The organism is Cellulomonas sp. B6 (assembly GCF_001462455.1).
Taxonomy (GTDB): domain Bacteria; phylum Actinomycetota; class Actinomycetes; order Actinomycetales; family Cellulomonadaceae; genus Cellulomonas.
Map to the genome: position 1 here is coordinate 1 of NZ_LNTD01000210.1, position 19,645 is coordinate 19,645.

Sequence of the window (19,645 nt, forward strand, 5' to 3'; positions counted from 1 at the left end):
TCCGGCGCCGGAGGGGGCGCGTACAGGGCGTCGGCGGCCGGGACCGCACCGACCCCCTGCGCGGGGACGGGACGCGGGGCGCCGGACGGCGAGCGGTACCCGGCCACCGCCGCGCCGGACGCCGTGGCGGCGGGAGACGCCCCGGCCCGCACGACGCGCGTGCCCGACGCCTTGTCGTGCCAGCCACGACGCGCGGGCTCGCGGTCCCACGCCGCGGACGCGACGATCACCCAGTTGCCGACGAGGCACACCGGCATGCCGAGCGCGACGACGAGCTGGCGCAGGAACGCGCGCGGCACGCCCGGCGCGGCACCCGTGCGGTCGTCGACCGTCCGCAGCCCGAGCAGGTGGGCGCCGAGCGTCGCACCGCGCAGCCCCTCGGCCACGATCTGCCCGACACCCACGACGGCTCCCAGCGCGACCGTCAACCCGGTGACCGGCAGGCCCGTCACGGCGCCGAGCAGGTAGCCGACGAGGCCGACGACGAACGCGAGGGCGAGGTCGATCGCGTACGCGGCGACGCGGCGCCCGACCGCCGGCGGTGCGGCGGCGCCCTGCGGCACCGCGCCGGCGCCGGCCGGTCGACCCGCGGCGCGCACCGCCCGCGCGGCAGCCGTGGCGTCGACGCGACGCTGCGGCGTCACCGGGGCGGAGGCGGCGGACGAGGCGGGATCCACCGGCGGTGGTGCCGCGGACGGGCCGGACGTCGCACCGGACGGCGTGGGCGCCACGCGCGGCACCGGCGGCGCGGCGGGAACCGGCGGACGCGGTCCGAGGACCGAGGGCTCGGGGCTCGTCGTGCCGCCGCCCCGGGGCACCGGGCCGACGTCCGACGGCAGGGCGCCGCCGGGGGCGCCCGGCACCGCCGAGGCCGAGGCGGCGTCGTCGCCCGCGTCCGCGGTCGTGCGGGCGATGAGCGGCACACGAGCCCCGCAGACGGCGCAGGACGTGGCGTCGGGTGCGAGCGGCATGCCGCACGAGGCGCAGCGGGGGGCCGAGGCGCGAGTGCTCACGGACGATCCTCCGGGGTGGGGTGGGACGTCATCGTCGCACGTCAGCGGGCGTCGGCGCGTCGGGTACGCGGGTGACCGCGACGGCGTCCACGACGACCACGGTGACGTTGTCCTGCGCGCCCGCGGCCAGCGCCTCGCGCACGAGGCGGTCGACCGCCGCCTGCGGGTGACGCTCGGCGCGGAGCACCGCCTGGACGCGCGCGTCGGGCAGCGCGTCCGTGAGCCCGTCCGAGCACACGACCATCCGGTCGCCCGGGCTCACGGGGAACAGGCGCAGGTCCGGCTCGACGCGCGACGCACCACCGCCCAGGACGCGCGTGACGACGTGCCGTCGCGGGTGGTGCGGGGCGTCCTCGATCGCGACGAGGCCCTGCGCGACGAGCTCGGCGACCTCCGAGTGGTCCCGCGTGAGCTGCTCGAGGACGCCGCCGACCATGCGGTACGTCCGGGAGTCCCCCACGTTGACGACGAGCCAGCAGGGCACGTCCGCGTGCGCGGTCAGGACGACGCCCGTGAGCGTCGTGCCCGGGCGGCGCTCACCCTCGGTCGGCAGCTCCCGCACGCGCCGGTGCGCCTCGCGGACCACGCGCACGGCGTCGTCGAGGGACGGGTTCGTGCCCCCCAGCGAGCGGACGACCTCCACCGCGACGCGGGACGCGACCTCGCCCGCCTCGTGCCCCCCCATGCCGTCGGCGACCACGTAGACGCCGTCGGCCGCCCACGCGGTGTCCTCGTTGCGGTCGCGCGCGGCCTGGTCGGTGGCGAGGGCGGCCCGCAGCCGGACCCGGGCTCCCGTCACCACCGGCGTGTCACGACGCGCGGTCGACGAGCGCGTCCGCGAACGCGACCAGCGCGTCCTTCACCGGACCGGCGGGCAGGGGCGCGAGCTCGGTGACGGCCTGCCGCGCGAGAGCGACGGCGCGTCCCCGGGTCTGCGCGACCACCTCGTGCTCGCGCAGGGCGGCGACCGCGCTCGCGAGGTCGGCGTCGTCCGACAGGTCCGAGTCGAGCAGCGCGACCACGTCGCGGTCCGGTGACCCGGCGGGGTCCGCCGCCGCGCGCGACCGCAGCAGCAGCGCCGGCATGGTCGGCACACCTTCGCGCAGGTCCGTCCCGGGCGTCTTGCCGGTGACCGTGCCGTCGGAGGTGAGGTCGATGACGTCGTCGGCGAGCTGGAAGGCCACGCCGATGGTCTCGCCGAACTGCGTGACCGTCCGCACGACCTCGGGGCTGCACCCGCCGAACATCGCGCCGAGCCGCGCCGACGTCGCGATGAGCGACGCCGTCTTGTCGGCGAGCACCTGCAGGTAGTGCGCGACGGGGTCCTCGTCGGGCCGCGGTCCGACGGTCTCGTGCAGCTGGCCGAGGCACAGCCGCTCGAAGGTCTGCGCCTGGATGCGCACGGCCTCCGGCCCCAGGCCCGAGACGAGCGACGACGCGCGCGCGAACAGGAGGTCGCCCGTGAGGATCGCGACCGAGTTGCCCCACACCTCGTGCGCGGCGGGTGCCCCGCGGCGCACGGGCGCCGAGTCCATGACGTCGTCGTGGTAGAGGGTCGCGAGGTGCGTCAGCTCGACGACGGCCGCCGCGTCGATCACCTCGCGCCGGGCGCCGTCGCCGAGCTCGGCGGTCAGCAGCGCGAGCAGCGGTCGCAGGCGCTTGCCGCCCGCGTTGACGAGGTGGCTCGACGCGTCGTGCGCGATCGGGTCGGCGTACGTGACGGCGCTGCGGAGCAGCTCCTCGACGAGGTCCAGGCGCCCGGTCAGGCGCTCGGCGAGCGCGGCGTCGTGCAGCGGGAGGGCGAGAGCGGTCGTCACGGGACGAACCTATCCGCACCCCGGCGCGGTCGCGGAACCGGGAGCGGTCGATGTCCGATCGCTCCCGGTTCGCGCGGGGCCGCGACGTGCCGGCTCACGGCAGCAGGGCCGCCACCGACGCGATGGCGTCGAGCACGGGCGAGGGGGCGACACCGAGCAGCACGGTGAGCGCGGCGCACACCGCGACGGCGACGACCGTGAGGCCCTCCCCCGCGGCGACGGTCGTGGTGGCGCGCTCGGGTGCCGCGGTGGCCACCGCGACGCCGGAGGTCGCGGCGACCGTGCCGTCCTCGCCGTCCGGCGCGGGCCCGTCGACCGCGACGGCGGTCACGGTGGTCGACGTCGGCGCCTCGTCGGCCGTGTCGTGCGGCGAGGTGAAGAACATCAGCACGACGATCCGCACGTAGAAGAACGCGGCGGCGGCGGACGCCAGGACCCCGACGAGCGCGAGCTGCCACGCGCCGCCGTCGACCGCCGCGGAGAACACCGCGAACTTGCCGACGAACCCGGCGGTGAGCGGGATCCCCGCGAACGACAGGAGGAACAGCGTGAACGTCACGGCGACCACGGGGTGCGAACGCCCGAGGCCCGCCCACTGCGGCAGGCGCGTCGCCTCGCCGAGGAGCGTCGGGCTGCCGTCCTCGCCCGTGCCCTGCTCGCGCACGAGCGACACGAGGCCGAACGCGCCGACCGTCGCCGCGGAGTACGCCAGCAGGTAGAACAGCACGGCGGTCAGACCGGCGTCGTTCAGCGCGATGACGCCCGTGAGCACGAAGCCCGCGTGCGCGATCGACGAGTACGCGAGCAGCCGCTTGACGTCGGTCTGCACGAGCGCCGCGACCGTGCCGACGACCATCGTGAGGATCGCCACGACCCACAGGACGACGTCGAGGTCCCACGCCATGCCCGGGAGCATCCCGTAGACGACGCGCAGCAGCGCGCCGAACGCGGCGACCTTGGTGCACGCGGCCATGAAGCCCGTGACGGGGGTCGGGGCGCCCTGGTAGACGTCGGGCGTCCACATGTGGAACGGGACGGCGCCGACCTTGAAGAACAGGCCCGCGAGCAGCATGAGGGCGCCCACGACGAGCAGGCCCTCCATGCCGTTGGGCGTGGCGGTCGCGGCCGCGATGTCCGAGAACCGCAGCGACCCGGAGTACCCGTACAGCAGCCCGATGCCGAACAGCATGATCGCGGACACGAACGCGCCGAGCAGGAAGTACTTCATCGACGCCTCCTGCGACAGCAGGCGGCGACGGCGGGCCATGCCGGACAGCAGGTACAGCGGCAGCGACAGCACCTCGAGCGCCACGAACAGCGTCAGCAGGTCGGTCGTCGCGGGGAAGACCATCATGCCGCCGGTCGCGAACAGCAGGAGCGGGAAGACCTCGGTCTGCCGCAGGCCGCGGCTGCGCGCGAGCTCCTCGTAGTCCGACCCGGGGACGGCCGCCGCGGCGGGCGCGAACGCGTCCTCGCCGCCCGTCACACGGTCCGCGACGACGAGCGTGGACAGCAGCGCGAGCAGCGCGATCGTCGCCTGCAGGACGAGGGTCGGGCCGTCGACCACGAGCGAGCCGCCCAGCACGTCGGTGCCGCCCGTCCGCTCGGTGTCGGACCACAGCGCGGCGACCGCGACGAGCGACCCCGCCAGCGCGGCGAGCGTCAGCGTGAGCTGCACCGTGCGGCGGTGCGCGGCGGGCACGAACGCCTCGACGAGCACGCCGACCACGGCGGTCAGCAGCACGACCATCACGGGGACCATCGGCCCCCACGCGATCTCGGGGACGGTGAAGCCGCTCACTGGTCACTCCCTTCGGCACCGGCGGTGGCGATCGACACGGTCGGCGTGACGTCCTCGACGCCGACCTGCTCGAGGCTCACGTGCGCGGGTGGCCGCACGAGGTCGAGCGCGGGGCCGGGCAGGAACCCGAGCACCAGCATGAGCACGACGAGCGGGCCGACCACCCAGCGCTCGCGAGCGCCGAGGTCGGGCGTGCTCGCCAGCTCGGGGCGGACCGGCCCCGTGAACACGCGCTGGTACAGCCACAGCACGTACAGCGCCGCGAGCACCACGCCGAACGTCGCGGCGAGCGCGACCCCCGGGTGCCGCGCGAACGCGCCGACGATCACGAGGAACTCGCTGACGAACGTCGAGAGCCCCGGCAGCGAGAGCGCGGACAGCCCGACGACGAGGAACAGGCCCGCCATCACGGGGACGACCTTCTGCAGCCCGCCGAAGTCGCTGATCTGCTGCGAGCCGCGGCGCGCCGCGAGGAAGCCCACCAGCAGGAACAGCCCGCCGGTCGAGAGCCCGTGGTTGACCATGTAGAAGGACGACCCGGCGATCGACGTCGACGTGAACGCGAAGATGCCGAGGACGATGAACCCGAAGTGCGACACCGAGGTGTACGCGACGAGCCGCATCATGTCCTTCTGGCCGATCGCGAGCAGCGCGCCGTAGAGCACCGACACGACGGCGAGCACGATGATCACGGGCGCGGCCCAGCGGCTGGCGTTCGGGAACAGCGGCAGGCAGAGCGTCAGCATGCCGAACGTGCCGACCTTGTCGAGCACGCCGACGAGCAGCGTCGACGTGCCCGCGGGCGCCTGCTGCGCCGCGTCCGGGAGCCACGTGTGCACCGGGAACATCGGCGCCTTGATCGCGAACGCGACGAAGAACGACAGGAAGAGCCACTTCTCGACCGTGGGGTCGAGACCGACGCCCACGAGGTTCTCGGTGAGGAAGCCCTCCGGCCCGCCCGGGCCCTGCAGGTACAGCGTGATGACGCCGACCAGCATGACGAGCCCGCCGGCCAGCGAGTAGAGCAGGAACTTCACGGCCGCGTAGCGGCGCTGGGCGCCGCCGAACGCGCCGATCATGAAGTAGACCGGGATGAGCATCGCCTCGAACACGACGTAGAACAGGAACACGTCGCGTGCCGCGAACACCAGGACGATGAACGCCTCGAGCAGCAGGACGAGCGCCAGGTAGTGGCGCAGCCGGTCGGTGGGACCGTCCGTCGAGCCCTGCTCGCGCCAGGCGGCGAGCACGACGAGCGGCACCAGGACCACGGACATCGCGATGAGCGCGAGCCCGACGCCGTCGACGCCGAGCGCCCACGAGACGCCCAGCGCGGGGATCCACGGGTACGTCTCGACGAGCTGGTGCGTCGCGGCGGCCGCCGTGTCGAACGCCGAGAACGCGGCGACGAGCAGCGCGACCTGCGCGAGGGCGAACCCGAGCGCGACGGCACGGGTGTGGCGACGGGCGCCGGTGGGCAGGACCCACAGCGCGACCGCGCCGAGCAGCGGCAGCACCACCAGGGCGCTGAGCCAGGGGAAGTCCGACATCAGTTCTCGCTCTCCTCCGACTCGATCAGCCGCGTACGGCCAGGACGACGACCGCGAGCACGACCACGCCGACGACCATGACCGCGGCGTAGGAACGGGCGAACCCGTTCTGCGCGCGGCGCACCAGGTCGCCGGTCCCGACGGTCAGCCGTGCCAGGCCGGTGACGGCGCCGTCGACGACCGCCTTGTCGCCGTAGACCAGCGACCGTGTGAGGTACTGCCCGGGCTCGACCAGCACCGCGTCGTTGACCGCGTCCTGGTAGAGGTCGACGCGCGCGGCGCGTGTCAGCACCGTGCCCACGGGCGGGGCGACGGGGACCGTCGACACCGCGTAGCGGCGCCACGCGAGCGCGAGGCCGAGCGCGACGGCGATGAGGGTCAGGCCGATGAGCACGGGCACGCCCAGCACGGGCTCCTCGTGCTCGGCGTGGCCGACCGACGGCTCGAGCCACGTGACGAACCCGACGGCCTGCAGCACCCAGCCGAGCGCGACCGAGCCGACCGCGAGGACCGCCATCGGCACCCACATCAGCGCGGGCGACTCGTGCGGGTGCTGCTCGTGGCCGTCGCGCGTCTCGCTCCAGCGCTTCTTGCCCTCGAACGTCATGAAGAACAGGCGCGACATGTAGAACGCCGTGATCCCGGCGCCGAGCAGCGCGATCGTGCCGAACACCCATGCACGCCACGGCTGACCGTCGACGGGCACGAACGCGGCCTCGATGATCTTGTCCTTGCTGAAGAACCCGGCGAACGGCGGGATGCCGAGGATCGCGAGCCAGCCGGCCATGAACGTGAAGTACGTGATCTTCATGTACCGGCCCAGGCCGCCGAAGCGGCGCATGTCGACCTGGTCGTCCATGCCGTGCATGACCGACCCGGCGCCGAGGAACATGCCGGCCTTGAAGAAGCCGTGCGTGACGAGGTGGAAGATCGCGAACGCGTACCCGATGGGCCCCAGGCCCGCGGCGAGCACCATGTAGCCGATCTGCGACATCGTCGAGGCGGCGAGCGCCTTCTTGATGTCGTCCTTCGCGCAGCCGACGACCGCCCCGAACAGCAGCGTGATCGCGCCGATGATCGCGACGACGAGCTGCGCGGTGGGCGCCCCGGCGTAGATCACGCCCGAGCGGACGATGAGGTAGACGCCCGCGGTGACCATGGTCGCGGCGTGGATGAGCGCCGACACGGGGGTCGGGCCGGCCATCGCGTCGCCCAGCCAGGACTGCAGCGGGAACTGCGCCGACTTGCCGCAGGCCGCGACGAGCAGCGCGATGCCGATCAGCGTGAGCGTCGACTCCGACGCCTGCGCGACGTTCGCGTGCACGGTCGAGAAGTCGAGGCTGCCGAAGGTCGCGAACATCAGTCCCATCGCGACCAGCAGCCCGACGTCGCCGACGCGGTTGGCCACGAACGCCTTCTTCGCGGCGACCGCGTAGGGCGTGTGGTGGTTCCAGAACCCGATGAGCAGGTAGGACGCGAGCCCCACGCCCTCCCAGCCGACGAACAGCAGCACGTACGAGTCCGCGAGGACCAGCAGCAGCATCGCCGCGACGAACAGGTTGAGGTAGGCGAAGAACCGGCGCCGTGCGGCGTCGTGCTCCATGTACGCCACGGAGTACACGTGGATGAGCGTGCCGACGAACGTCACGAGCAGCACGAACGTGAGCGACAGCGGGTCGACCCGCAGCCCGGCGTCGATGCTCAGGGCGCCCGCGTCGAGCCACGTGCCGAGGTGCACGTCGTGCACGCGCTGCTCGGCGGGCAGGCCGAGCATGCCCAGCAGCAGCACGACGCCGACGACGAACGACCCGGCCGAGGCCAGCACGCCGAGCCAGTGGCCCCAGCGGTCGGAGCGGCGCCCGAGCAGCAGGAGGACCGCGGCCGACAGCAGCGGCAGCGCGACCAGCAGCACGGCGGCGTCGGCGCCCGGCCAGTCGGCGGCCACGACGGGCTCGACGGCCGGCACGACGGCGGGGGCCGTCAGGGAGATCAGGGTGTGCACGTCGGAGCCCCTCAGCTCTTCAGCAGGTTGACGTCGTCGACCGAGGCCGAGCGTCTGGTCCGGAAGATCGTGACGATGATCGCGAGCCCGACGACGACCTCGGCGGCAGCGACGACCATGACGAAGAACGCGAGCACCTGGCCGGAGAGGTTGCCGTGCATGCGCGAGAACGTCACGAGCAGCAGGTTCGTCGAGTTGAGCATGAGCTCGACGCCCATGAACACGATGATCGCGTTGCGGCGCAGCAGGACCGTCGTGGCGCCGATCGCGAACAGGATCGCGGCCAGCACCAGGTAGTGGGTGAGACTCACCGGGCCCCCTCCTCGTCGTCGGTCTCGGTGGCGTCGGTGCCCGGCGTGCCGGGCGTCGGGGCCGTGCGGCCGTGCGGGTCGTCCACGTCGCGGTTCGACGTGAACGTGCCGGCACCGGTCGCCCACCCGCCCGCGAGCACACGGTCGATGCGGGCGGCGTACTCGCGTGCGTCCGCCTCCTGCCCGCGCACGCGCAGCACGCGCGGCACGGACGCCTCGATCGGTCGGCCCTCGGGGTCGAGCGCGGGCACGTCGAGCGCGTTGTGGCGCGCGTACACGCCGGGCGCCGGGAGGGAGACGGGGTAGCCGCCCTCGCGCAGGCGCCGCTCGGCCCGCTCGCGCTGGCCGACCTTGCGGGTCAGCCGCTGGCGGTGCGTCAGCACCAGGGCGCCGAGCGCCGCGGTGACGAGCAGCGCGCCGACGACCTCCATCGCGAACACGTGCTGGCCGAAGATCAGGTGCGCGATCGCGGCGGGGTTGGACCCGGCGTTCGCCTCCTCGATCCCGGCGGGCGTGCCGTACGTCGCGCGCCCGACCACGCCGGCGAGCACGACGCCCAGCCCGAGGCCGGCGAGCACGCCGATCCAGCGCTGCCCGCGGATCGTCTCGACGAGCGAGTCGGAGCGGTCGACGCCCACGAGCATGAGGACGAAGAGGAACAGCATCATGACGGCGCCGGTGTAGACGACGACCTGCACGACGCCGAGGAACTCGGCGCCCTGCGCGACGTACAGGAACGCGAGCGAGATCATGACGAGCACGACCGCAAGCGCCGCGTGCACGGCCTTGCGGGCGAACAGCAGCCCCAGGGCCGCGAGCACCATGATCGGGCCGAGCACCCAAAACAGGACGGCCTCGGCCGTGCTGGTCTGACCCGACTCCGTCAGCGCGCCGGCGGCCGCCGGCAGCACCGTGAGGACGTGGCTCACCGGGCACCCCCCTGGCGGTGCGCGCCGGCCGTGATCTCCCGCTGCGCGAGGCGCGTGGCGCCGAGGTCGGGGACCGTGGCGCCCTTCGCGCGGTTCTCGGGCAGCGTCGGGTCCTCGGGGCGGTGCTCGGCGACCCACGCGACCTGCTCGTCGGTGGTGCCGGTGACCTCGCCCCGGTAGTACTCGGTGTCCGTCGTGCCCTCGACCATGGGGTGCGGCGTGGACAGCTGCCCCTCGCGCAGCGGCGCGAGCAGGTCCTGCTTCTCCCAGATCATGCCGGGCCGCGTCGGGCCCGCGAGCTCGTACTCGTTGGTCATCGTGAGCGCCCGCGTGGGGCACGCCTCGATGCACAGGCCGCAGAAGATGCAGCGCAGGTAGTTGATCTGGTAGACGCGGCCGTACCGCTCGCCGGGCGAGAACTGCTGCTCGGGCGTGTTGTCCGCACCCTCGACGTAGATCGCGTCGGCCGGGCACGCCCACGCGCACAGCTCGCAGCCGATGCACTTCTCGAGCCCGTCGGCGTACCGGTTGAGCTGGTGGCGGCCGTGGTACCGCGGCTTGGTGGGGACGCGCTCGCGCGGGTACTGCTCCGTGACCGTGGGCCGGAACATGTTGGAGAACGTCACGCCGAACCCGGCGACGGGCGCCAGGAGCTCGCCGAGGCCGGACCGCTTCTCGATGAGCGAGCGGTACCCCTCGTCGGCGGGACGGTCGACCTCGCCGCCCGTGCGGGCGGTGCGCTGCACCTGGCCGCCGGACGACGCGGGCGTCGCACCCGGACGGGCCTTCTTCTTGCGCTGCTCAGCCACCGCGCACCTCCAGCGGGGTCTCGGGTCCGGACGGGTCGCCCGCGTCGGTCGCGGTCGCGGCGAGGCGACGCTGCGCGCGCGGCGAGGGCGGGAGCACCTGCCCCGGCAGGGGCGGGACGGGGTAGCCGTCCGCGAAGGGGTCGATCTCCTGCGGGCCGGTCGGGCCGGGCTCGGGCGCGGGCTTCTTCTCCGGCACCAGGAACGACACGACGAGGCCGACGAGCACGAGGCCCGCGAGCACGAACAGCAGCGTGCGCAGGTCGACGTCCCACAGCTGGCGCGCGGCCTGCACGAGCGAGACGCACACGACCCACGCGAGCGCCGCCGGGATGAGGACCTTCCAGCCGATCTTCATGAACTGGTCGTAGCGGAACCGCAGGACCGACCCGCGGATCCACACGAACAGGAACATGAACATCCAGACCTTGGCGACGAACCACAGGACCGGCCACCAGCCGGTGTTGAACATGCCGTCGTTGATCGCCGAGAGCGGCCACGGGGCGCGCCAGCCGCCGAAGAACAGCGTGGTCGCGACCGCCGAGACGTTGAGCATGTTGATGTACTCGGCGAGGAAGAACCACGCGAACTTCATCGACGAGTACTCGGTGGTGTACCCGCCGACGAGCTCGCCCTCGGCCTCGGGGAGGTCGAACGGCAGGCGGTTCGTCTCGCCGACCATCGAGATGACGTAGATGACGAACGCGGGCAGCAGCGGCAGGAACCACCACACCGAGGTCTGCGAGTCGACGATCTGCGACGTCGACATCGAGCCGGCCATGATGAAGACCGACACGAGGGACAGCCCCATCGCGAGCTCGTAGCTGATGACCTGCGCCGTCGAGCGCACACCGCCGAGCAGCGGGTACGTCGAGTTCGAGGACCAGCCGCCGAGCACGATGCCGTACACGCCGACGGACGCGCACGCGAGGATGTAGAGCACCGCGACCGGGAAGTCGGTGAGCTGCAGCGGCGTGATGACGCCGAAGATGTTCACCTCGGGCCCGAACGGGATGACCGCGTACACGAGCAGCGAGCACAGCACCGCGATCATCGGCGCGAGGATGTAGACGAGCTTGTCGGCCGCCTTGACGGTGATGTCCTCCTTGACCAGGAGCTTCATCGCGTCGGCGAGCGACTGCAGCAGGCCGAACGGGCCGTGCACGTTGGGGCCGGGGCGCAGCTGCATGATGCCGACCACGCGCCGCTCGAACCAGATCGCGATGAGCACGCTGGTCAGCAGGAACACGATGATCGCGACGGCCTTGAGCAGCCACACCCAGAACACGTCGTTGCTGAAGTCGGCGACGACGGGCGCGACGGCGCCGTCCCCGACCGCGCTCGGCAGCGCGGTCAGCGCCGCGGGCAGCACGCTCATGCCTGCTCCTCCTCGTCCGCGCGGACGCCGGCGACCGCGTCGGCGGCGTCCCCGCTCACCGGGCCCGTCGCGCCGTCCACGACCAGGGGCGCGTCCGACTCCCCCGCGCGCTCGAGGCGCACGACGGTGCCGGCGACCGCGCCGAGCACGTCGCGGACCGCCGCGCCGCGCGGGTTGGTCGGCAGCCACACCACGTGGTCCGCCATGTCGGTGACCTGCACGGGCACGGTGACCGTGCCGCGGTCGGTCGAGACGGCGACGTCGTCACCGTCCGCCAGGCCCGCGGCCTGCGCGGTCGCGGGCGACACGCGTGCGACCGTCCGCTTGGCCGTCCCGGCGAGGTACTGCTCGCCGTCCTGCAGGCGGCCTGCGTCGAGCAGCTGGTGCCACGTCGCGAGCACGGCGTGGCCCGGCGGCACCGCGGGCGGCTCGGCCGGGTCGGTCGCGGGTGCGTCACCGCGCGCGCCGCCCCAGCCGCCGAGGCGGTCGAGCTCGTCGTGCACGGCCGTGAGCGTCTGCAGACCGAGGTCGACGCCGAGCGCGTCGGCCAGGCGGTCGAGCACGCGGTGGTCGGCGAGCTGCGTCGTCGTGAGCGCCTGCGGGAAGGGACGCGGGCGGCCCTCCCACGTGACGAACGTGCCGGGCTTCTCGACCGGCGGTGCGACGGGCAGCACGACGTCGGCACGGTCGGTGACCTCGCTGCGCCGCACCTCGAGCGACACCACGAACGGCACCGCGTCGAGCGCGGCGCGCGCGACCGCGGGGTCCGCGTGGTCGGCCGGGTCGACGCCGCCCACGACGAGCGCGCCCAGGCGCCCCTCGGCCGCGGCGGCGAGGATCTCGTCCGCGCTGCGGCCCGGCGTGGCGGGCAGCTCGTCGACGCCCCAGGTCGCGGCGATGTCGGCCCGTGCGGCCGCGTCGGCGACCGGGCGGCCGCCCGGCAGCAGGGTCGGCAGCGTGCCGGCCTCGATCGCGCCGCGCTCGCCCGCGCGGCGGGGGATCCAGGCGACGCGCGCACCGGTGCGCTCGGCGAGCCGGAGCACCGCGGTGAGGGTCCCCGGGACCGACGCGGCGCGCTCGCCCACGACGATCACGGCACCCTCGGCGGCCAGCGCCTCGGCGGTCGTGCCGAGCACGTCGTCGGCACCCGTCGCGATGGCGTCGAGCACCTCGGGCTCGGTGCCGGGCGCGGCCGCGAGCAGCGTGCCGTCCAGGCGCTCGAGGCCGCGGCTCGCGAGGGCCGCGACCGAGAACACGCGCGTGCGGCCCGCGACCACGGAGCCGCGCAGCCGCAGGAAGACGATGCCGCCCTCCTCCTCGGGCTCGTACGCGACGCACAGCACGGCGGGCGCGGCGACGAGGTCGGCGAACGTCACCTGCAGCGTGCGACCCGCGACGTGGTGCGTGAGGAACGCGGTCTCCTCGGCCGAGTGCGGCCGGGCGCGGTGGTCGACGTCGTTGGTGCCGAGCGCGACGCGCGCGAGCTTGCCGTACGCGTACGCGTCCTCGAGCGTGAGGCGGCCGCCGGGCAGCACGCCCACGCCGGGTCCCGCGATCGCGGTCCGCAGGCCCTCGGCCGCGGTGTCGAGCGCCTCGACCCACGAGCACGGCTCGAGCTCGCCGCGCGTGCCGTCGGCGCCGCGTCGGCGCACCATCGGCGTGGTGACGCGGTCCGGCGCCGACTGCCAGTGGAACCCGAAGCGGTCCTTGTCGGTGATCCATTCCTGGTTCACGACCGGGTCGTCGCCCGCGAGTCGGCGCAGCACGACGCCGCGCCGGTGGTCGACGCGGATGGCCGAGCCGTTCGCGTCGTGCTCGGCGACACCCGGCGTCGAGACCAGGTCGAACGGGCGCGCGCGGAACCGGTACGCGGCCGACGTCAGCGCGCCGACGGGGCAGATCTGCACGGTGTTGCCGGAGAAGTACGACGCGAACGGGCGCCCGCTGGTGTCGACGGTCGACGCACCGACCGGCGCGTCGCCCGCGAACCCGAGCACCTGCGTGTCGAACGTGCCGATCTGCTGCTGCGCACCGCGCTTCTGCAGGTCGATCCACACGTCGCCCGCGATCTCCTCGGAGAACCGCGTGCAGCGCTGGCACAGCACGCACCGCTCACGGTCGAGCAGGATCTGCGTCGAGACCGCGATCGGCTTGGGGAACGTGCGCTTGACGTCGACGAACCGCGTCGCCGCCCGGCCGTTGCTCATGGCCTGGTTCTGCAGCGGGCACTCGCCGCCCTTGTCGCAGACCGGGCAGTCGAGCGGGTGGTTGATGAGCAGCAGCTCCATGACGCCGTGCTGGGCCTTGTCGGCCTCGGGCGACGTGTGCTGCGTCTTGACCTGCATGCCGGGCGTCGCCTCGAGCGTGCAGGACGCCTGCGGCTTGGGCATCTTCGCGACGTTGCCGTCGCGACCGGGCGCCCACACCTCGACCAGGCACTGCCGGCACGCGCCCGCGGGCGCGAGCAGCGGGTGGTCGCAGAACCGCGGGATCTGGATGCCGAGCTGCTCGGCGGCGCGGATGACGAGCGTGCCCTTGGGCACCGTCGTCTCGATGCCGTCGACCGTGAACGTCACGGTCGCCTCCGGCTCGGGCGCGGTGACCGGCGGCGCGGCCGGCACGAGCGGCGTGCCCGAGGTGTTCCTCGGGGTCGTGATCGTCATGCGTGCACCCCCGCGAGCTGCGTGCGACGACGCGGCGTGTAGTCGAAGAGCGCGCTGCGCTCGGGCGGGAACAGGACGTCGGCGGGCGTGTGCGTGCCCGCCTCGAACTCCTCCCGGAAGTACTTGATCGCGCTCGTCACGGGGCTGGTCGCGCCGTCGCCGAGCGCGCAGAACGCGCGACCCAGGATGTTGTCGCACAGGTCCAGCAGCAGGTCGATGTCGGCGCTCGTGCCCTGGCCGGCCTCGAGGCGCGCCATGATCTGCGCGAGCCAGAACGTGCCCTCGCGGCAGGGCGTGCACTTGCCGCACGACTCGTGCTTGTAGAACTGGATCCAGCGCGACACCGCGCGGACCACCGACGTCGTCTCGTCGAAGATCTGCAGCGCGCGCGTGCCGAGCATCGACCCCGCCTTGCCGACCGACTCGTAGTCGAGCGGCACGTCGAGGTGCTCGGCGGTGAAGATCGGCGTCGACGACCCGCCGGGCGTCCAGAACTTCAGCTCGTGGCCCTCGCGCACGCCGCCGGCCATGTCGAGCAGCTCGCGCAGCGTGATGCCCAGCGGCGCCTCGTACTGACCCGGACGGGTCACGTGCCCCGACAGCGAGAACAGCCCGTGCCCCGCCGAGCGCTCGGTGCCCATCGACGTGAACCACGACGCGCCACCCTGCAGGATGGCGGGCACCGAGGCGATCGACTCGACGTTGTTGACCACCGTCGGCCGCGCGTACAGGCCGGCGACCGCGGGGAACGGCGGCTTGAGGCGCGGCTGGCCGCGCAGACCCTCGAGCGAGTCGAGCAGCGCCGTCTCCTCGCCGCAGATGTACGCACCGGCGCCGGCGTGCACCGTGATCTCGAGGTCGAACCCCGACCCGAGGATGTCGGTGCCGACGTAGCCGGCCTCGCGCGCCTCGCGCACGGCCTCCAGGAGGCGGCGGTAGACGTGGACGACCTCACCGCGCAGGTAGATGAACGCGTGGTGGCAGCCGATCGCGTAGGACGTGATGATCACGCCCTCGATGAGCTCCTGCGGGCTCGCCATCATGAGCGGGATGTCCTTGCAGGTGCCCGGCTCGGACTCGTCGGCGTTGACGACGAGGTAGCGCGGGCCGCCGTCGGGCGCGGGCAGGAAGCCCCACTTCATGCCCGTCGGGAACCCGGCGCCGCCCCGGCCGCGCAGGCCCGAGTCCTTGACCGTGGTCACGACGTCGGCGGCGGGCATGCCGAGCGCGCGCCGCAGGCCGCGGTAGCCGCCGTCGGCCTCGTAGCGCGCGAGCTTCCACGACCGGTCCGCGTCCCAGTGCGCGGACAGCACGGGGGTCAGGGTCGTCATCACGACTCCTTCGCGTCGTCGGACTTCTGCTTGCGCTGCTCGCCGGTCGGCGAGCTGTCGGCCGGCGTGGTCGGCGCGTGCTGCGCGCTCGACTGCTCGTCGCCCACCTCGGGGGCGGCGTCGTCGGCCTGCGCGGCCGCCGCGGCGGCGCGCTCGTCGGCGTCGAACGACGGCGCCGTCCAGCCCTGCTCCTTGGCCAGCACCGTGCCGCGCAGCGTGGCCTGCCCCGCGCCCACGCCCTCGTCGGCGCGGCCGTCGGGGAACCCCGCGAGCACGCGGCTGATCTCCTTGAACGTGCCGACCTGCGACGGGCCGCGCGTGGGCGCGACCGGCTCGCCCGCGACGAGCCGGTCCACGACCTCGACCGCCGAGGCGGGCGTCTGCTCGTCGAAGAACTCCCAGTTGACCATCATGACCGGCGCGTAGTCGCAGGCCGCGTTGCACTCGACGCGCTCGAGCGTGATCGCGCCGTCGGGGGTCGTCTCGTCGTGCCCGACCCCGAGGTGCTCGCTGAGCTCTTCCCAGATCGCGTCGCCACCCATGACGCCGCACAGCGTGTTGGTGCAGACACCGACCGTGTACGTGCCGTTGGGGTGGCGCTTGTACTGCGTGTAGAACGTCGCGACGGCCGACACCTCGGCGGTCGTCAGGCCCAGGTGAGCCGCGCAGAACGCGATGCCGCGCGGGCTGACGTAGCCGTCCTCGGACTGCACCAGGTGCAGCATCGGCAGCAGGGCCGACCGCGCCTGGGGGTACCGCGCGACGATCTCGTCGGCGTCGCGCGTCAGGCGCGCGCGCGTCTCGTCGTCGTAGCCGGTGGCGTGCCGCTCACCGGGCACACGACCGTGCCCGTGCGGCACGGCCGCGTCTGCGTGCTCGACGGACATCAGCGGTCCACCCCTCCCAGCACCGGGTCGATCGACGCCACGGCGACGACGACGTCGGCGATCTGCCCGCCCTCGCACATCATGGAGACGGCCTGCAGGTTGTTGAACGACGGGTCGCGGAAGTGCGCCCGGTACGGCTTGGTGCCGCCGTCGGACACCAGGTGCACGCCCAGCTCGCCGCGCGGGTGCTCGACGGTCTGGAACACCTGGCCCGCGGGGACCCGGAAGCCCTCGGTGACCAGCTTGAAGTGGTGGATCAGGGACTCCATGGAGGTGCCCATGATCTCCTTGATGTGGTCGAGCGAGTTGCCCATGCCGTCGGTGCCGATCGCGAGCTGCGCGGGCCACGCGACCTTCTTGTCGGCCACCATGACCGGGCCCGGCTTCGCGAGCCGCTCGAGGCACTGCTCGACGATCCGCATCGACTGGTAGCACTCCTCGATGCGCAGCAGCAGCCGGCTCCACGCGTCGGCGCCGTCGTTGACGGGCACGTCGAAGTCGTACGTCTCGTAGCCGCTGTACGGGTTCGCCTTGCGCACGTCGTACGGCAGGCCCGTCGAGCGCAGGATCGGGCCCGTGACGCCCAGGGCCATGCAGGCCGCGAGGCTCAGCGTGCCGACGTCCTTCATGCGCGCCTGCAGGATCGGGTTGGCCAGCATGAGGTCCTCGAGCTGGCGCAGGTAGCCGCGCACCTTCGTGAGAGCCTCGCGGACCGCGTCGATCGAGCCCGGGGGCACGTCCTGCGCGACGCCGCCGGGGCGGATGTACGCGTGGTTCATCCGCAGGCCCGAGATCATCTCGAAGATCTTGAGGATCTCCTCGCGGGCCGTGAACCCGATGATCATGATCGTCGTGGCGCCCAGCTCGTTGCCGCCCGTGGCCAGGAAGACCAGGTGCGACGAGATGCGGTTGAGCTCCATCATCAGCACGCGGATGACGCTCGCGCGCTCGGGCACGTCGTCCGTGATGCCCAGCAGCTTCTCGACCGCGAGGCAGTACGCGGCCTCCTGGAACAGCGGCGCGACGTAGTCCATGCGGGTGCAGAAGGTCACGCCCTGGGTCCAGGTGCGGAACTCCATGTTCTTCTCGATGCCCGTGTGGAGGTAGCCGATGCCGGCCCGGGCCTCGGTGACGGTCTCGCCGTCGATCTCGAGCATGAGGCGCAGCACGCCGTGCGTCGACGGGTGCTGGGGACCCATGTTGACGACGATGCGCTCCTCGCCGAGGCGAGCGGCCTCCTCGGCGATCTGGGACCAGTCACCGCCGGACGCCTCGAACGAGGGGACGCCCTCGGTCTGGTCCTGCGGGACGCTGCGGGTCGCGTGGGGGGTGTGGGACGTGGGGGCGCTCATCAGCTGTACGACCTCCGCTGGTCCGGGGGCGGCACGGTCGCGCCCTTGTACTCGACCGGGATGCCCCCGAGGGGGTAGTCCTTGCGCTGCGGGTGGCCCGGCCAGTCGTCGGGCATCTGGATGCGTGCGAGCGCCGGGTGGCCGTCGAACACGATCCCGAAGAAGTCCCAGGTCTCGCGCTCGTGCCAGTCGTTGGTGGGGTACACCGACGTGGTCGACGGGATGTGCGGGTCGGACTCCGGCGCCGTGACCTCGAGCCGCAGCCGGCGGCCGTGCGTCACCGACACGAGGTGGTAGACCGCGTGCAGCTCGCGGCCCGCGTCGTGCGGGAAGTGCACGCCCGAGACCCCGAGCGAGAGCTCGAAGCGCAGGTCCGCGTCGTCGCGCAGCGCGCGGGCGACCTCGACCAGGTGCGCGCGGGCGACGACGAGCGTGAGCTCGGTGCGGTCCACGACGACGGCCTCGACCGCGTTCGCGTAGCCCGTGCCGGACTCGTCGAGCACCTCGGTGAGCACGTCGACGACCTCGTCGAACCAGCCGCCGTAGGGCCGCTCGCTCGGACCGGGCATCGCCACGGTGCGCACGAGGCCGCCGTAGCCGGACGTGTCGCCCGTGCCGTGGGCACCGAACATGCCGGTGCGCACGTCGACGACCTCGAGCGGGGTGCGGGCACCGACGTCGGGGCCGGTGGCGGGCACGTTCTGCGAGCCCGCCTCGAGCGCCGCGGCGCTCGTGCGCTGCGCACCGGCCGGTGCGCTCTCGCCCGGCTTGACGGCGGCCGACGCGTCGGCCTTCTCGCCCGTGGGCGCCTTCTTCTCGTCGGTCATCGCAGCAGCCCCGTCATGTGCGAGGTGGGCGTGGCGGCCATCGCGGCCTCCTGCGCCTTGCGCGCGGCCTCCTCGCGGTTGACGCCCAGCGGCTGGTCCTGGATCTGCTGGTGCAGCGCGAGGATCGCGTGCAGCAGCATCTCGGGCCGCGGCGGGCAGCCGGGCAGGTAGATGTCGACCGGCACGACGTGGTCGACGCCCTGCACGATCGCGTAGTTGTTGAACATGCCGCCCGACGACGCGCACACGCCCATCGACAGGACCCACTTGGGCCCCGGCATCTGGTCGTAGACCTGCCGCACGATCGGCGCCATCTTCTGGCTCACGCGGCCGGCGACGATCATGAGGTCGGACTGGCGCGGCGACGCGCGGAAGACCTCCATGCCGAGCCGCGAGATGTCGTAGCGGCTCGTGCCGGCGGCCATCATCTCGATCGCGCAGCACGCGAGCCCGAAGGTCACGGGCCACAGCGACGCCTTGCGGAAGTAGCCGACGAGGTCCTCGACCGTCGTCAGCAGGAAGCCCGAGGGCGCTTCCTCGATGCCCATGTCAGACCCTCCTCGTCCCTGTCGTCACCGTCAGTCCCACTCCAGGCCGCCGCGCTTCCACTCGTAGACGAAGGGCACCGTGATCAGCAGCAGGAACGCGAGCATCGCGACCAGGCCGAACGTGGCGAGCTCCGCGAAGCTCACCGCCCAGGGGTAGAGGAACACCACCTCGATGTCGAAGACGATGAACGTCATCGCGACGAGGTAGTACTTGATCGGGAACCGGCCGCCGCCGATGGCGTGCGGCGTGGGCTCGATGCCGCACTCGTACGCGTCGAGCTTGGCGCGGTTGTACCGCTTGGGGCCGAGGATCGCGCTCGCGCCGACGCCGCCGAGGGCGAGGACCGCGGCGATCCCGATCATCACCAGGAGCGGGACGTACGGGTTGCTCATCGGGCTGTCCTCCTCGTCGTCGAGGCCGATCCGGTGG

At 73.2% G+C, this 19,645-nt stretch carries 17 protein-coding genes; all 17 read right to left on the reverse strand.

Annotation, left to right across the window (positions count from 1 at the left end; translation table 11 throughout):
- The coding region (locus tag ATM99_RS19485; RefSeq protein WP_190278860.1) for an RDD family protein at positions 1-644 on the reverse strand (644 nt) is incomplete at its 3' end.
- A 397-nt stretch (positions 645-1,041) separates the two neighbouring features.
- A complete protein-coding gene (locus tag ATM99_RS16050) occupies positions 1,042-1,812 on the reverse strand; it encodes a PP2C family serine/threonine-protein phosphatase (protein WP_223305202.1) in 771 nt (256 codons plus the stop codon).
- A 10-nt stretch (positions 1,813-1,822) separates the two neighbouring features.
- Positions 1,823-2,830: a polyprenyl synthetase family protein gene (locus tag ATM99_RS16055; RefSeq protein WP_062103851.1), complete on the reverse strand. Its 1,008-nt coding sequence runs from the start codon at positions 2,828-2,830 to the stop codon at positions 1,823-1,825.
- 94 nt (positions 2,831-2,924) lie between these two features.
- Positions 2,925-4,592, reverse strand: a complete 1,668-nt coding sequence (gene nuoN, locus ATM99_RS16060) for an NADH-quinone oxidoreductase subunit NuoN (protein WP_369798106.1) — start codon at positions 4,590-4,592, stop codon at positions 2,925-2,927.
- Between the two features lie 35 nt (positions 4,593-4,627).
- Positions 4,628-6,181, reverse strand: a complete 1,554-nt coding sequence (locus ATM99_RS16065; RefSeq protein WP_062103853.1) for an NADH-quinone oxidoreductase subunit M — start codon at positions 6,179-6,181, stop codon at positions 4,628-4,630.
- A 25-nt stretch (positions 6,182-6,206) separates the two neighbouring features.
- Entirely contained in the window at positions 6,207-8,183 is a 1,977-nt protein-coding gene (nuoL, locus tag ATM99_RS16070; RefSeq protein WP_082659924.1) for an NADH-quinone oxidoreductase subunit L, read from the reverse strand.
- Positions 8,184-8,194: 11 nt separating this feature from the next.
- Positions 8,195-8,494 carry an NADH-quinone oxidoreductase subunit NuoK gene (nuoK, locus tag ATM99_RS16075; protein ID WP_046529033.1) on the reverse strand — a complete coding sequence of 100 codons (300 nt, stop codon included), beginning with the start codon at positions 8,492-8,494 and terminating at the stop codon, positions 8,195-8,197.
- Positions 8,491-9,423 (reverse strand): NADH-quinone oxidoreductase subunit J, encoded by a 933-nt coding sequence (locus ATM99_RS16080; RefSeq protein ID WP_062103854.1) that lies wholly within the window; start codon positions 9,421-9,423, stop codon positions 8,491-8,493. The genes nuoK and ATM99_RS16080 overlap by 4 nt, the downstream gene beginning before the upstream one ends.
- The gene (gene nuoI, locus ATM99_RS16085) at positions 9,420-10,232 is read right to left on the reverse strand and encodes an NADH-quinone oxidoreductase subunit NuoI (protein ID WP_369798105.1); all 813 of its coding nucleotides are present in this window, start codon (positions 10,230-10,232) and stop codon (positions 9,420-9,422) included. Before nuoI ends, ATM99_RS16080 begins: the two co-directional genes overlap by 4 nt.
- Positions 10,225-11,607 carry an NADH-quinone oxidoreductase subunit NuoH gene (gene nuoH / locus ATM99_RS16090; protein WP_062103855.1) on the reverse strand — a complete coding sequence of 461 codons (1,383 nt, stop codon included), beginning with the start codon at positions 11,605-11,607 and terminating at the stop codon, positions 10,225-10,227. The genes nuoI and nuoH overlap by 8 nt, the downstream gene beginning before the upstream one ends.
- Positions 11,604-14,270 carry an NADH-quinone oxidoreductase subunit G gene (locus ATM99_RS16095; protein WP_062103856.1) on the reverse strand — a complete coding sequence of 889 codons (2,667 nt, stop codon included), beginning with the start codon at positions 14,268-14,270 and terminating at the stop codon, positions 11,604-11,606. Before ATM99_RS16095 ends, nuoH begins: the two co-directional genes overlap by 4 nt.
- Positions 14,267-15,601, reverse strand: coding sequence for an NADH-quinone oxidoreductase subunit NuoF (gene nuoF / locus ATM99_RS16100; RefSeq protein WP_190278861.1), 1,335 nt, complete (start codon positions 15,599-15,601; stop codon positions 14,267-14,269). The genes ATM99_RS16095 and nuoF overlap by 4 nt, the downstream gene beginning before the upstream one ends.
- Positions 15,601-16,488 carry an NADH-quinone oxidoreductase subunit NuoE gene (nuoE, locus tag ATM99_RS16105; RefSeq protein WP_062103858.1) on the reverse strand — a complete coding sequence of 296 codons (888 nt, stop codon included), beginning with the start codon at positions 16,486-16,488 and terminating at the stop codon, positions 15,601-15,603. The genes nuoF and nuoE overlap by 1 nt, the downstream gene beginning before the upstream one ends.
- The gene (locus tag ATM99_RS16110) at positions 16,488-17,840 is read right to left on the reverse strand and encodes an NADH-quinone oxidoreductase subunit D (RefSeq protein WP_062103859.1); all 1,353 of its coding nucleotides are present in this window, start codon (positions 17,838-17,840) and stop codon (positions 16,488-16,490) included. The genes nuoE and ATM99_RS16110 overlap by 1 nt, the downstream gene beginning before the upstream one ends.
- Positions 17,840-18,667, reverse strand: coding sequence for an NADH-quinone oxidoreductase subunit C (locus ATM99_RS16115; protein WP_062103860.1), 828 nt, complete (start codon positions 18,665-18,667; stop codon positions 17,840-17,842). Before ATM99_RS16115 ends, ATM99_RS16110 begins: the two co-directional genes overlap by 1 nt.
- On the reverse strand, positions 18,664-19,215 hold the full coding sequence (locus tag ATM99_RS16120) for an NADH-quinone oxidoreductase subunit B family protein (RefSeq protein ID WP_062103861.1): 552 nt from the start codon (positions 19,213-19,215) through the stop codon (positions 18,664-18,666). The genes ATM99_RS16115 and ATM99_RS16120 overlap by 4 nt, the downstream gene beginning before the upstream one ends.
- A gap of 30 nt (positions 19,216-19,245) precedes the next feature.
- The gene (locus ATM99_RS16125; RefSeq protein ID WP_062103864.1) at positions 19,246-19,608 is read right to left on the reverse strand and encodes an NADH-quinone oxidoreductase subunit A; all 363 of its coding nucleotides are present in this window, start codon (positions 19,606-19,608) and stop codon (positions 19,246-19,248) included.
- Between the last annotated feature and the right edge of the window lie 37 nt (positions 19,609-19,645).